This window comes from Prevotella sp. 10(H), from assembly GCF_000711235.1.
Classification (GTDB): domain Bacteria; phylum Bacteroidota; class Bacteroidia; order Bacteroidales; family Dysgonomonadaceae; genus Dysgonomonas.
Map to the genome: position 1 here is coordinate 14,938 of NZ_JOMI01000005.1, position 14,756 is coordinate 29,693.

At 37.6% G+C, this 14,756-nt stretch carries 12 protein-coding genes; 9 read left to right on the plus strand and 3 right to left on the minus strand.

Annotation, left to right across the window (positions count from 1 at the left end):
• Positions 1–20: 20 nt before the first annotated feature.
• The 6 genes from K348_RS0110805 to K348_RS0110840 all read left to right on the plus strand — a co-directional run bounded on the left by K348_RS0110805 (position 21) and on the right by K348_RS0110840 (position 7,400).
• Positions 21–1,058 carry a glycoside hydrolase family 5 protein gene (locus tag K348_RS0110805; RefSeq protein WP_029904975.1) on the plus strand — a complete coding sequence of 346 codons (1,038 nt, stop codon included), beginning with the start codon at positions 21–23 and terminating at the stop codon, positions 1,056–1,058.
• Positions 1,059–1,082: 24 nt separating this feature from the next.
• Entirely contained in the window at positions 1,083–2,456 is a 1,374-nt protein-coding gene (locus K348_RS0110810; RefSeq protein WP_036930492.1) for a glycoside hydrolase family 140 protein, read from the plus strand.
• On the plus strand, positions 2,456–3,625 hold the full coding sequence (locus K348_RS0110815) for a glycosidase (RefSeq protein WP_369793893.1): 1,170 nt from the start codon (positions 2,456–2,458) through the stop codon (positions 3,623–3,625). The genes K348_RS0110810 and K348_RS0110815 overlap by 1 nt, the downstream gene beginning before the upstream one ends.
• A 32-nt stretch (positions 3,626–3,657) precedes the next feature.
• The gene (locus tag K348_RS0110820) at positions 3,658–5,115 is read left to right on the plus strand and encodes an MFS transporter (protein WP_029904978.1); all 1,458 of its coding nucleotides are present in this window, start codon (positions 3,658–3,660) and stop codon (positions 5,113–5,115) included.
• A gap of 194 nt (positions 5,116–5,309) precedes the next feature.
• The gene (locus K348_RS0110830) at positions 5,310–6,002 is read left to right on the plus strand and encodes an SGNH/GDSL hydrolase family protein (RefSeq protein WP_029904979.1); all 693 of its coding nucleotides are present in this window, start codon (positions 5,310–5,312) and stop codon (positions 6,000–6,002) included.
• A 369-nt stretch (positions 6,003–6,371) separates the two neighbouring features.
• Positions 6,372–7,400 carry a glycoside hydrolase family 5 protein gene (locus tag K348_RS0110840; RefSeq protein WP_029904981.1) on the plus strand — a complete coding sequence of 343 codons (1,029 nt, stop codon included), beginning with the start codon at positions 6,372–6,374 and terminating at the stop codon, positions 7,398–7,400.
• Between the two features lie 311 nt (positions 7,401–7,711).
• Here the strand turns inward: K348_RS0110840 and fumC are convergent, their stop codons facing one another.
• Positions 7,712–9,106 (minus strand): class II fumarate hydratase, encoded by a 1,395-nt coding sequence (gene fumC / locus K348_RS0110845; protein WP_029904982.1) that lies wholly within the window; start codon positions 9,104–9,106, stop codon positions 7,712–7,714.
• 168 nt (positions 9,107–9,274) lie between these two features.
• Between fumC and K348_RS0110850 the strand changes: the two genes are divergently transcribed.
• The 3 genes from K348_RS0110850 to K348_RS0110860 are packed head-to-tail and all read left to right on the plus strand — an operon-like array spanning position 9,275 to position 12,077.
• Positions 9,275–9,892, plus strand: a complete 618-nt coding sequence (locus K348_RS0110850) for a hypothetical protein (RefSeq protein ID WP_051697788.1) — start codon at positions 9,275–9,277, stop codon at positions 9,890–9,892.
• Positions 9,893–9,898: 6 nt separating this feature from the next.
• Positions 9,899–10,609 carry a hypothetical protein gene (locus K348_RS0110855; protein ID WP_029904984.1) on the plus strand — a complete coding sequence of 237 codons (711 nt, stop codon included), beginning with the start codon at positions 9,899–9,901 and terminating at the stop codon, positions 10,607–10,609.
• On the plus strand, positions 10,596–12,077 hold the full coding sequence (locus tag K348_RS0110860) for an ATP-dependent DNA ligase (protein WP_051697790.1): 1,482 nt from the start codon (positions 10,596–10,598) through the stop codon (positions 12,075–12,077). The genes K348_RS0110855 and K348_RS0110860 overlap by 14 nt, the downstream gene beginning before the upstream one ends.
• Before the next feature lie 11 nt (positions 12,078–12,088).
• On the opposite strand, the gene K348_RS0110865 is transcribed toward K348_RS0110860, so the two are convergent.
• Together K348_RS0110865 and K348_RS0110870 are read right to left on the minus strand one after the other, a co-directional pair.
• A complete protein-coding gene (locus K348_RS0110865) occupies positions 12,089–12,493 on the minus strand; it encodes a membrane protein (protein WP_029904986.1) in 405 nt (134 codons plus the stop codon).
• A 118-nt stretch (positions 12,494–12,611) separates the two neighbouring features.
• Positions 12,612–14,744, minus strand: coding sequence for an ATP-dependent helicase (locus K348_RS0110870; RefSeq protein ID WP_029904987.1), 2,133 nt, complete (start codon positions 14,742–14,744; stop codon positions 12,612–12,614).
• Positions 14,745–14,756: the final 12 nt, after the last annotated feature.

A 14,756-nucleotide genomic window follows, 5' to 3' on the forward strand; every position in this document is an offset into this window, starting at 1 on the left:
ACAAAAATATACGACTTATTATGAATAAAATTTTATCGACATTATTTATTTCTGCAATTGCAGTATCGTCTGTCTTAGCTCAAAAAGCAGAGGGGGGAAAAAATATTTATCCGTTCGCACTAAATCTGGCTGGCGCTGATTTTGGAAGTAATTTTCCCGGGGTATTTAATAAAGACTATACCTATCCGACAGTTCAGGATTTGGACTACATGAAAAAAAAAGGATTTGCCTTGGCACGCATACCTTTTAAGTGGGAACGTATTCAACGGAAATTAAATGGTGATTTGTACACAGATGATCTTTCTATGCTGAAAACAGTTGTAAAAGAAGCTGAAAAACGAAATATCCAAGTAATCCTTGATCTGCATAACTATTGCAGAAGATATATTAACGGAAAAAATATAATTATCGGCGATGAAGGTTTAAAAATAGAGCATCTGGCTGATTTGTGGCGCAGATTAGCAATCGAATTTAAAGATTATAAGAATATTTATGGATATGCTTTAATGAATGAACCTCACGATTTGTTGGACTCCACATCATGGGCTAAAATAGCTCAAGCGTGCATCATCCAAATAAGAAAAATTGATACAAAAACTCCTATAATAGTTAGTGGCGACAGTTGGAGTTCTGCAGAACGTTGGCTCGAATTTAGCGATAATTTAAAAAACCTTTACGATCCTTCTAACAATCTTATATTCGAAGCCCATGTTTATTTTGATAAAGATGCGTCAGGAAGCTACAAATATTCTTATGACGAAGAGATGGCAAATCCTTACATCGGCATAGAACGTGTACAGCCTTTTGTGAAATGGCTGGAGGAAAACAATTTCAGAGGTTTTATAGGAGAATATGGAATACCTGCAAAAGATGATCGCTGGAAAGTGTGCCTCGATAAATTTTTAGAGTATCTCCAACAAAAAGGTATAAACGGTGCTTATTGGGCCGCTGGTCCATGGTGGCCAGAAGACGAATGTATGGCTGTCAAACCAACTGAGAATTACACAAAGGATAAGCCGCAAATGAAAGTATTAGAAAAATATCTTTATACAAAATAGAAACTGATTTCATCAAATATGTTCATGAAAAAGTTCTTATTATCTGCCTTATACATAATTATACCTTCTTTGCTTGTTGTGGGACAGGAATCATTATGGATAGGAAAATCTGTTGATTTTAATCATGGTAAGCTTATTGTATCAGATAATCAACGTTTTCTGATGCATGAGGATGGAACCCCTTTCTTTTACTTGGGAGATACAGCCTGGGAGCTTTTTCACAGGCTGAATAAAGATGAAGTAGAACTATATCTGGAAAACAGAAGGGCTAAAGGTTTTACGGTTATACAAGCAGTAATATTGGCAGAACTTAACGGATTAAATACACCTAATCGGAATGGAGACTGCCCACTTATAGCAAATGACCCGACTCAGCCAAATAAAAAATATTTTGAGTGGGTGGATGAAGTTGTTCAAATGGCCGAATCTAAAGGCATATATATAGGTTTGTTACCGACATGGGGAGATAAAGTTGATAAGCAATGGGGAACTGGCCCCGTTATTTTTAATGAAAAGAATGCAGCTATCTATGGCGAATTTCTTGGTAAACGCTATAAGAATTTTCCGAATATTATTTGGATGAATGGAGGCGACAGACTTGGCGGAGGAGATAATTATAAGATTTGGGACGTTATGGGAAAAGCTATAAAGAAAGAAGATAGTAATCATCTGATGACCTTTCATCCTTCCGGCGAGGCTTCTTCATCACAATGGTTTCATGATTGCAACTGGCTTGATTTTAATATTTGTCAGACCGGTCACGCACAGGTTTCGTATGAAATAGTAAGACGTCTTATTATTACTGATTACAATAGAGTACCAGTAAAACCATGTATGGATGCCGAGCCTCGTTACGAAGATATTCCAAAGTATTTCGATGTTGACAAAGGACGTTTCGATGATCATGACATACGCAAATCATTGTATTGGTCATTGTTTAGCGGAGCCTTCGGGTATACTTATGGATGTAACGATATCTGGCAATTTTATTCTCCTGAAGAAGAATCTGTAATCGGTGCCCGCAACTATTGGTATAACTCATTAGATAAACCGGGCTCTTACGACCTTATCTATGCACGGACATTGCTTACTTCATACGATTTTTTTAGCCGGGTACCCGATCAATCTATAATAATAACACCACAACAAGATGACAATGATATGGCTGTGGCTACTCGTGGTAACCACTATGCATTCATTTATCTGCCAAATGGAACGCCTATCGATGTAAAACTTGACAAATTATTTGACAGTGATTATTTAAAAATAAGGTGGTTTGATCCGCAAAATGGAGATTTTACAATTATAAAAGAAACAAAAGCAGAAGGAACATTTAGGGCAGAACCTGCATATGCAGGAAAAGACTGGGTTTTAATATTGGAAAAAATAGAAAAATGATGGATAAAAGATTAGACTCTCTTTTAGCAAAACAAGAAGAATTGCTAACACGCAAAAATGAAAGCATTGAAAATAATGGTATATTTGAGCGTTACAAATACCCTGTTCTTACGAATGAGCACATTCCATTGTCGTGGCGATATGATTTCAATAAGAATAACAATAAGCATATGCTGGAACGAATTGGAGTGAATGCCGTAATGAACTCGGGAGCTATAAAGTGGAACGGTAAATATATATTGATGCCACGCGTAGAAGGATATGACCGAAAATCATATTTTGCCATAGCCGAAAGTTCTAATGGAATAGATAATTTCCGATTTTGGGAATATCCGGTAATAATACCAGAAACAGATAATCCTGATACCAACATATATGATATGCGCCTGACGGCACATGAAGATGGTTGGATTTATGGTATATTCTGTTCCGAACGGAAAGATTCTAATGCTCCAAAGGGCAATCAGTCGTCAGCAATAGCTGCAGCCGGTATTGTCAGGACAAAAAACATGAAGAATTGGGAACGGTTGCCCGATTTGGAAAGTCAATCACAACAGCGAAATGTAGCTTTACATCCTGAATTTGTAAATGGCAAATATATTCTTTATACTCGTCCACAAGATAGTTTTATAGAAGCAGGAAATGGAGGTGGTATTGGATGGGCCGAAATTGATGATATTACACATGCTGTAATAAAAGAAGAAAAAATGATACAGCATAGAGTGTATCATACTATCAGCGAGGCAAAAATAGGAGAAGGACCACATCCTATAAAAACCGATAAAGGTTGGTTACATTTGGCTCATGGAGTACGCTATTGTGCTGCAGGCTTACGTTACGTATTATATATGTACATGACATCGTTAGAAGATCCGACAAAAGTAATAGCACAACCCGCAGGATATTTTATGGCTCCGGAAGGCATGGAGCGCGTAGGTGATGTGTCGAATGTGTTATTTTCTAACGGTTGGATTTTCGATCCGGATGGAACAGTATTCATATATTATGCATCTTCGGATACCCGCATGCATGTGGCTTTGTCAAGTACAGATAGACTTATCGATTATTGTATTAATACGCCATCAGATGGTTTTCGCTCTTTCAAGTCTGTTGAAAACATCATAAACCTAATTGATAAAAATAAGAAATACCTATCTGAAAAAAGATAATATCATTGGTCAGAATCTTTAAATAATACTTTATGAAAGCACAAAAAATAACCCTGAAAGAGAAAGTTGGTTACGGATTTGGCGATATGGCATCTTCCATGTTCTGGAAAATTTTCGGGATGTATGCCCTCTTTTTTTATACCGATGTATTTGGTATAACTGCCGCAGCGGCAGGAACTATGTTTCTTGTAGCACGTGTATGGGATTCATTTTTCGACATCTTTGTAGGTATCATGGCAGATAGAACTAAAACCCGTTGGGGACGTTACCGACCTTACTTGTTGTGGTTTGCCATTCCTTTTTCTGTCATGGGTATAATGACATTTTTTGTGCCCGACTTTGCAGCTACCGGCAAACTAATATATGCATATGTCACTTATTCGCTGATGATGATTGTATATTCCCTTATCAATGTTCCGTATGCTTCGCTATTAGGGGTGATGTCATCCAAACCGCAAGAACGGAATATATTGTCATCATACCGTATGTCGTTTGCTTTCATTGGTAGTTTTATAACATTCATGCTCTTACAACCATTGGTAGATATTTTTTCGAATATCTTTGATACTCAAACAACAGATCAATTACAAAAAATAATAGGAAGTGCTAACGAATCCACTATAAGTACTTCGCCTATAGGATGGACCCTAAGTGTTGCTTCCATAGGCATCCTTTGTACTATTCTTTTCATTTTTTGTTTCAAATGGACACGGGAACGAGTTCAACCTGTTAATGAAGAGAAGGACATATCTATAAAACATGATTTGAAAAACCTACTAAATAACGCTCCATGGTGGATTTTGGTAGCAACAGGTCTGGCAGCACTCTTATTCAATGCTGTGCGCGATGGAGTTGCGATTTATTATTTTCGTGACTATGTACAGTTTCATTATAAAATGCCATATACAGGTTGGGATATGACGACTATCTATTTTTTAATAGGGCAGGCTGCTAATCTTATAGGCGTTATTTTTGCACCAATGTTATCGGCTCGTTACGGGAAGAAAAAGACATATATGATTGCTATGGCAATAGCAGGCATATTGAGCACCATATTCTTTTTTATACCTAATAACCTTGAATGGATATTATTGCTACAGGTTGTGATTTCGCTTTGTGCAGGCTATGTATTACCTCTATTATGGAGCATGTTTGCCGATATTGTAGACTATCAGGAGTTAAAAACTAACAGAAGAGCTTCGGGATTAATATTTTCTTCTTCATCCATGTCCCAGAAATTGGGATGGGCTGTAGGTGCAGCTCTTACAGGATGGATTTTATCGATATTTAAATATAATCCTGATGTGGCTATGCAGAGCGCGGATACTATTTTTGGCGAACGTTTTATGATAAGCTTACTGCCTGCCATTTGTTGTTTATTAGCTTTTATAGGCATGTCTATTTATCCGTTATCTGAAAAGAAAGTGCAAGAAGTGACTGAAGAATTAAATAAACGTAGGGAAGAAGCAGAACATCATAATCTCAAATAACAAAGGGATTCTCTATAAAAAAGTATCAGTAATAAAATAGAAAATTATTATGCAAAACCCCGAAATTCAGGAAAACAGCCTGCAATCATCGCCTGTAATAAAATATTATATATATCCACAAAGGGCATTCCGCGGGTGATGTATGGTGTTCTGTGAAAACTGATTTTTTCCGGAAACATATAAAACAATAATAAATGAAACACAGGATTTTTATAATATTATTTGGGTTACTTACCACAATATTCGGCCATGGACAGTCTAACCTGAAGATTGTGATATTAGGTTCATCGTCAGCACAAGGCGCCGGCCCTCGGGATGGGAATAATGCATGGGTTAACCGTTATAGGAATTATGTACAATCTGTCGATTCTACAATAAATATATACAATCTGGCAAAAGGAGGTTATACTACCTATAAAATGATGCCGACAGGCTTTATTCCGCCGTCAGATGATGATAAATATAAGACAGATATTGAAAGAAATATTGATAAGACATTGGAATTATCTCCAGACGCAATTATTCTAAACTTTCCGACCAACGATATTGCAAATGGATTCACAGTTGAAGAACAGGTAGCTAATTATAAACTAATTATAGATATGTCGAGAAAAGTAGGTGTAAAGGTATGGCTAACAACAGCGCAACCCCATTCATACGGTGATGATAATTTCAGGAAAAAGCTAAAGGAATTAAATATTCGCCTTAAAATGGAGTTTGGCGAACTATTGATTGACTTTTGGACATTAGTGGCAGATAATGACGGCAAAATCAGACCTATATATGATTCCGGGGATGGTGTCCATTTGAGTGATGCAGCTCATGGCATTTTATGTTTACGGACTATAGAGAAAGGTATTTTAAGCACACTAATGAATAACCCATAAATTCTTTCATCTAATCACGTTTTAAAGTTTAACTGTCTTATGATAAATTCTTCGAAATTGCTCAGAAAAAATGTTTAGAAACGGATTTGTCTTGGCCAGCAGTATATACGGATGACAATGACATTGAAGCGAATGTATATTTACTGCTAAAGTTTTGGGCGGAGATTTAAATGCTTGGCTTTGCTTAGACCTTTTAGAAGAGTATATTGGAAAAGCAAATTCTATCGAAGAATTGGTAGAGCAGCCAACTGATACGGAGCTTATTACAATTTTTAATATACTAATTTATATAAGGAGAAAATATTTCATCAACGCAAACTTCATCTATGAACCTAACCTTTTAAAAAAAAATATCTAAATCAATTTATTATGAAAAATTCAATATCATCGACATTATTTGCGATTCTATTGTTGTTCTGCTCAAACTGTAAACAGAATGAGAGCATACAAGAACAAGGTAGCAAATGGAATCCGGTACAGATCCATGGCCAATTACAAGTAAGAGGGCGTTATTTGTGTAATGAAAAAGGGGATACCATTTCGTTACGGGGTGTTAGCTTTGGTTGGCATAATCTATGGCCGCGATTTTACAATGAAAAAACTGTAAGCTGGCTTAAAAATGATTGGAAATGTTCTGTACTGCGGGCAGCAATGGGAGCATATGACGGCGTAGAAGACGGGTATTTGGTAAATCCGGAATTTGCTTTGGATTGTGTTGAAAAAGTAATTAAAGCAGGCATTAAAGAAGATATATATATAATAATCGATTGGCATGCTCATGATTTCTATCCGCAACAGGCTAAAAAATTTTTTGCATCAATGGCCAGAAAGTACGGAAAAAATCCACACATAATATATGAAATATTTAATGAACCTACACACGATCATTTTTGGCCTGAGATAAAAGAATATGCAGAGGATGTAATAGCTGAAATCCGTAAATATGATCCGAATAATATAATAATAGTTGGAACACCATCATGGGATCAGCATGTCAATATAGCAGCTGAAGATCCGATCAAAGGATTTGACAATATCATGTATTCGTTTCACTTCTATGCTGCTAGTCATAAGGATGAACATCGCGAACGTGTGAAAAAGGCATTAGAAAAAGATTTGCCAATATTTGTAACTGAATCTGCAGGAATGGAGCATACGGGAGATGGTGTTTTGAATATCGAAGAATGGACAAAATGGATTCATTTCTTAGAAAAAGAATCTATTTCTTGGGTTAATTGGTCTATTTCTAATAAGAATGAGACATGTTCTATGATTCTCCCTCGGGGTAGTTATGAAGGAGGATGGGATACAGAAGTAATAAAACCGGCAGGGCGAAAATCCCGTGAATTTATAAGATTTTACAATACGACAGATAAAGTGTATGAAAATTTAAGATAGATCTATTAAATCTTTCTCTGATGCTATAAAATATACGTTTTATATCGTTAATTGTAAGTATAAATCATTGTGCATATATAAGAATATAAACTGTATAGAAGCCAATTGACATTTACTTCGAAGACTGATTCTAGAATATTACCCATTCTTATCACGCTTTAAAAAAAAATATAGTTCCGCTCCTGGGAATAGATGTGGAAGAGGCTATCCGGCTGACAGATGACAGTGAATTTGGTGTGGGAGGTAAAGATAAATACGCCTTGCAGATTTTGCTGCAAGGCGTATTAGTTTATATTTAAAAAAAAGAATATTTACTTGAGGCTCCTGACCATATCCTCAGGCTTTACCCATTGATCGAATTCTTCCGTAGTCAGATAACCTGAGTTAATGGCTTCTTCGCGCAACGAGGTTCCGTGCTTATGAGCAGCTTTAGCTATTTGCGCAGCTTTCTCATATCCGATATGCGTATTAAGCGCCGTCACTAACATCAATGAATTATCTACCAATTCTTTTATTCGTTTCAGATTCGGTTTGATTCCGGCCACGCAATGATCGTTGAACGATATGCAGGCATCTCCTAATAATTGCCCCGACTGCAGGAAATTAGAAGCTAGTACCGGTTTAAATACATTTAACTCATAATGTCCGTTTGCACCTGCAAATGTAATTGTTGTTTGATTACCCATTACCTGAGCGCAGACCATCGTCATGGCTTCATTTTGTGTAGGGTTTACTTTACCCGGCATAATGGATGAACCCGGTTCATTTTCGGGCAGAAGGAGTTCTCCAATACCGGAACGTGGTCCCGATCCCAGCAGCCTGATATCGTTAACTATCTTAAACAAAGCGACAGCCATTTGGTTTAATGCTCCGTGCGTACCCACAATAGCATCGTTAGAAGCAAGCGCCTCAAATTTATTAGGTGCGGTTGTGAATTCAAATCCTGTAAATCGGGATATATATTCAGCTACTTTTACATCATATCCTTTTGGAGTATTCAGTCCTGTACCCACAGCTGTGCCACCCAAAGCTAATTGGGATAAGTGAGGTAATGTAGCTTTGATAGCATCTATTGCATAACGAAGCTGAGCAGCGTATCCTGAAAATTCCTGACCTAAAGTCAGAGGAGTAGCATCCTGTAAATGAGTACGCCCTATTTTAACAATGTCTTTAAATTCTTTTGCTTTTTCATCCAGTGTTTTTTGAAGCTTTTCAGCTGAAGGCAGAGTATGTTCAACCATCTTTTTATATGCTGCTATATGCAGGGCAGTAGGAAAAGTATCATTCGACGATTGGGACTTATTTACATCATCATTCGGATGTGCCGGACTCTTCTCCCCTAGCCTTCCATCACTTAAAACTAAAGCCCGATTCGATATGACCTCATTTACATTCATATTCGACTGAGTACCCGAACCTGTCTGCCATATTACGAGAGGAAATTGATCATCCAGTTTGCCTTCGAGTATTTCATCGCATACTTTTGCTATCAGGTCTCTTTTCTCATTCGAAAGAACTCCTAATTCGGCATTGGTATAAGCTGCAGCCTTCTTTAGATAGGCAAATGCATAAATTATCTCTTTAGGCATGGAGGCAGGCGCTCCGATTTTAAAATTGTTTCGTGAACGTTCTGTCTGAGCTCCCCAGTATTTATCTGCGGGTACTTTAACTTCACCCATCGTGTCTTTTTCTATACGGTATTCCATAATGTATATTTTTATTTTGTGGTACAAATGTCATAATTTATATAACCACAAACAATACCTATTTGTTATGATTTTTATGTATTCATAGTCATATCAAATCATTACTTCTTATAAACTAACCTTATATACAATTTGTTATAGATTCTATTACAATCACAATTTAGAATCATGCCACGCCAACTCACATTTAAGATAAAGAAAAAAGAATACACCGCCGAACCTACTAAAGTAGACAGGAAAAAACTGTATGGCTGGGTCGAAATACTCGCCCTTGACGATAAAGGCGAACCCTGTACTCTGATAAGTACAGACGAATCGGGCAGTGTACTGATACCCAAAGGCGGAACAGGCTTAGGTATCCTTTCCGAAAAAAACGAATGGGTAGAACGTTCCGAATTAGTAGCTGTAAAAGAAAACGGTAAGCCTGCCGATTTAATTACATCAAGCTATAATACAGTTGTAGAATTGAAAGATAAAGTTACGGCTGAAGAATTCCTCGATTATAGCATTACTGATTTTTACGAACTGATGAATGTCGATAATCAACTTTTGAAAACTATAGGCAAAGACATATACACTTTTACATACAGCTATCTCGATAACTATGAAGGAAGTCCGGCCTTTCTAATGGTATCGGAAAATACTTTATATATGCTGATTGGAGTTTCCAATAACTTCGAGATGCTTTGCTTCGGGGATTGTGGAAGTGTGGATGATACCGAAGACGATACTTTCCAGATAGAAGACGATGATAATCTTGACTTTTCCATGTTGAATTATAAATAAAGAAGTATGCGGGTAATAAATATATCGAATGACAGGAACAGGGATGCACAGATCGTTTTCGATGCTGATGTTAAGACCAGATCAACTCGCTGGGTACTCCCTAAAGGTAAAGAACGGACCAATGTGAAACTACTTAAATCAGCAGTATATCTGGAAGAGGAAGAACTGCAAAAGAAATACGGAGAACTGACCGATGTAGCCGAAGCACTTATCAAAGAAGACCCCGAAGTGGATATGGAGATAATCGGCAAGATATTGCATAAGACCCATAAATTGTATGTTGATAAAAACAATGAAATCGCATATAGTATCAATCTCTATCAGGTAATATACAACCCCGACGGAACAGAAAAAGAACGGCACGACCTGAATAAAGTTCCTGCCAATATCAATATCGAGTTACCACTCAAATGGACTGATAAGATGTTCCCAAAAGATGAAGCGATTCGGAAATTTGTTTTTAGCCGAAAATATCAGTTGAGACATATCAACGGTGTAACATTCGACTTCCTTTACAATATGGCTAAAGAACTGCATGAAGCTAAATCAGTTGTCTTAATCGGTGCAGGCAAAAAAGGAAACGAGCCAATACTACTTACCAGAGGCGGTGAACCATACAGAGGATTCTTAGAAGGACGTATTAAAGATGATATGTACAGCCTTATCCTTCATTTAACAGATATCGAACTAAAACCTTTGGGACATGAAACTGAATAACGCCAAGTTTAAAAAGATACACAGTTACGAGGAAGGGAAAGGAGATGTACTCGACTCAGTGTCGCAGGAAAAGGCAGCCTCTTATAAGAAAAACTTTCTAAAACACTTCATATCCATCAATCAGAACCAGATAGACCAACGGCTAGGAGGTGAAAAGTATTATGTTACCCGGAAATATGACGGTGAATATGCCATTATCTTTTTTGAAAATGGAAAAGCCGTTACAGTAAACAGGTCAGGGCGTGTCAGGCGAGGTATTCCCTGTATCGATGAAGCTGGTGAAATATTAACCAAAGCAGGATTAAAAGAAGCCATTATTCCTGCCGAGATATACGTATATGAAGAAGGTAAACGAACACGGACAAACGACCTAATCAGCGTATTGGCTGGAAAAGACGATATAAACAAACTTCGTTTAGCTGCATTCGATATATTGGAACTGGATGACAAACCATACAAACCCGAAACTTATCAGGATACTATAAATAAGTTGAATGAACTTCTGAAAGGTGGGGAGAAAGTACATCCGGTCGATATGGAAGTTGCACCAACCAATAAAGAAGTAAAAAATATCTTCAATGAATGGGTATTTGAAGGAGATACCGAAGGATTGGTAGTACGCAGTGCCATGCCTTTTGTCTTTAAGATAAAACCCAGACATAATATCGATGTTGTCGTTATCGGTTTCACAGAAGGAACAGGCGACCAGAAAGGAAAAGTGCGCACACTCTTGGGAGCGTTAATGCCTGAAGAAGGACAATATCAGGTAGCTGGACATATTGGTGGAGGAATGACCGAGAAACTGAAAGCCGAGCTATATAAAAAGTTTACCAAAAAGATTATCAAATCCGAATTTATAGAAACGGATTCCAACTTTGTGGCATTCCATATGATAAAGCCCGAAACAGTGATGGAGGTGGAAGTAAACGATGTGATTTATGAAACATATAACGGAAAGATAACTAACTCTGTTCTGGAGATTCAAGACAATACATACAGGCTTCTTTCTACTGTCGAAGGATTGAGTTTTATCGCTCCTATATTCCAACGTATAAGGGAGGATAAGAAAGCCGATGCGGATGATGTTCGACTCTCACAGGTAGAGGAAATATCCAATTCCGAACCCGAAGACAGGGAAACAGTAGATATACCTACACGAACTGCCGATTTACCCAAAAGCAAGTTACTGGTCAGGGATGTTTACCGTAAAGAATTAGGCAATAAAGTAATGGTGCAAAAGTACATGGTTTGGAAAACCAATAAGGAAAAAACGGGTGACTTTGCAGCTTATGTATTCTATTATACAAACTTTAGTTCCGACCGAAAAGAACCGTTACAACGAGAAGTGAATATATCGGATAGTTTCGACCAGATAATAAAGCTGAAAGACAAAGCCATTGAAGAAAATGTAAAGAAAGGCTGGAGCCAAATAGACAGCTATTCCGATATAAAGAAGAAAGGTAAGTAATAATTGTGTTATTACTTCTTTTTCTTATTAACAGCTGTAGAGCCGAACAGAGCCCATCCGATCAACACAGGTTGAAAGAACAAGCGTACAAACCGTTTCGTATCGGTATCCAAACCAAAAGCATCCCTCTTTTTTGTATACTGCGATATATTTCCCGGAAAAACAGCAGCAAAGAATAAAGCAGCCATTATTCCGGTAAGCTTTTTCTGCTTTGCCCATAACATCAAGGCTAAGCCTAATGTAATTTCTGTACCACCTGATAATACGACTGTCAGATCTTTATCCAATGGAACCCAGTCGGGTACTTGTGCCTGAAAATCTTTACGGGCGAAAGTTAGGTGGCTGGTGCCTGCAAATGCAAGGAAAGCGCCCAATAATATCCTTGCTAAATCCTGATAGTGTATTGTCTTTTTCATTTCAATCTTAAGAATTCATATTCATATATTAAGTAAACCCTAAGATTAAAAGAAAGTTTAAGTTACTTCTTTTTTAACAGATGTACTGTAAACTTTTTCCTTATATCATTTCTACAGATCAGTCACTTTCAATTCTTACAATCTTTGCCGTAAACAAAATATTACGCTCCGTATTAAATTTATCGAACAGAATTGAATAGCAGGATTCTTGCATGTTGATTGTAGTTATCAGCCCCTTGCCGAATACGGGATGTTCTACCCTATCACCTTTTTGATAAATATGCGAAGGAAAATCGGAAGCAATATTTCTGGAATGAATTTCGAGATGTGGCTCCAGTTCTTTGACGAACTTAATATTTTCCTTTCCTGCATCGAAAATAAAACGGGAAGGATATTTAAATATACCATCGTTAGAAATTCCTTCCGAATCGGAAAGATATAAGCGATCCATAGCCCGTGTCATTGCAACATATGCCAGACGGCGCTCCTCATCCATCTCGTCCGGCGTATTGATTTTCCGGCTCGGGAAAACACCTTCGTTCAGTCCGCAGATAAAGACATAGGGAAACTCCATTCCTTTCGAAGTATGAATGGTCATCATTTTAACAGATTCCCTTTCGTCTTCATGATCCAGATTAGTAAGCAAAGCTATTCGTGACAGGAAATCATCTAATGTAGCGTCGTCATCCTGACCTGCATTCTCGATAGCCCGTTTTAACTCTGCCACATTATCCAACCGTTCCTGATCGCCTTGTAGCCGAAGAAATTCTTCATATCCGCTCCTGTCGAGCAACATTTGCATGATATCGCCCATTTTATCGATATCTTTGAATCGCTTCACATATTCAATAGCTTCGACATATCGCACAGCCATTGTTCCGCTAAATAACGGATTATCCAGATTTTGCTTTAGTGCCTCATAAAGGGATATATTGCTTGATTCAGCATAATCTTTGAGAAATCCGATTTTCTTCTTTCCTATTTTTCGTGACGGGTTATTAATCGTGCGGAGAAAGGCAATATCATCTGCCGAAGTGAGCATACGCAGATAACAAATAATATCCTTGATTTCTCTTCTTCCGTAAAACTCTATCCCGCTGAATATTTTATATGATAATCCTTTTTCTATGAAACATTCCTCCAACGGTCGGGTAAGATAATGCGCCCGATAAAGTATAGCTATCTTATTTAAAGAGGCTCCTGCTTCTACAAGCTGATTGATTTCCTCATATATCCATTCTGCTTCCTCCTTTTCATTACGGTTATGACAATAAAGAGGCAACTCTCCTTTGGTTTTAGTAGGCGTCAATATTTTGGGGAAACGAATAATATTCTTTTCTATCAGCACATTTGATGCCGTGAGTATCTCAGGTGTTGACCGGTAATTCGTGGTAAGAAGAATTGTCTTGGCATCCGGATAAACTTTATCAAAATCCAGAAACAGTTTGACATGTGAACCACGCCATGAATATATAGTCTGGTCGGGGTCGCCGACAATAAACAGGTTGCCGTGTTTGCCGGAAAGCAATTTCGCAATTTTATATTGGCGCTGGCTCACATCCTGAAACTCATCTACCATTACATATTGCATCCTGTCCTGCCATTTCTTCAATACGTCAGGAAAATGGTCTAAAATATAAGAGGCAAAATTGATTATATCATTGAAGTCGCATCCAAAGCATTTCTTCTGCTCATACAGATAGCGCAGGAATATTTCTTCGTTGCGATCAGTGGTTTGAGAAAACTTCGCCTTTAATTCTTCATTATTCAGTTCATATATATAGTCGATATAAGAAGTGGCAAAAAGCTTCTTTGCTTCCAATACTTCATCTATCGTACGTTTTATAGTGGTTTCACGAAGAGTCAGGTTCATCTCTTCGAAGATTTTGAGTAGCATTTGCTTCTGATCCTCAACATCGAGTATAACAAAATTCTTAGGAAAGTTCAATACATGTATATCTTCCTTCAATAGCTGAACGCAGAAAGCATGGAACGTACAGATATAGCCTAAATCCATATCACCTAACGCTTTTCTAATGCGATGTTTCATTTCATTGGCTGCCCGGTTTGTAAACGTTACGCATACAATATTCTTAGGAGCCACGCCAAGCGTATCGGTCAGATAACAATAGCGTGAAGTCAGCGCACGTGTTTTTCCTGTTCCTGCACCTGCTAAGACACGTACGGCACCTTCGGTAGTTTGAACGGCCTCGAGCTGTTCGGGATTCAGTTTATCTAAATAATTACTCATTTATCTTTCTCA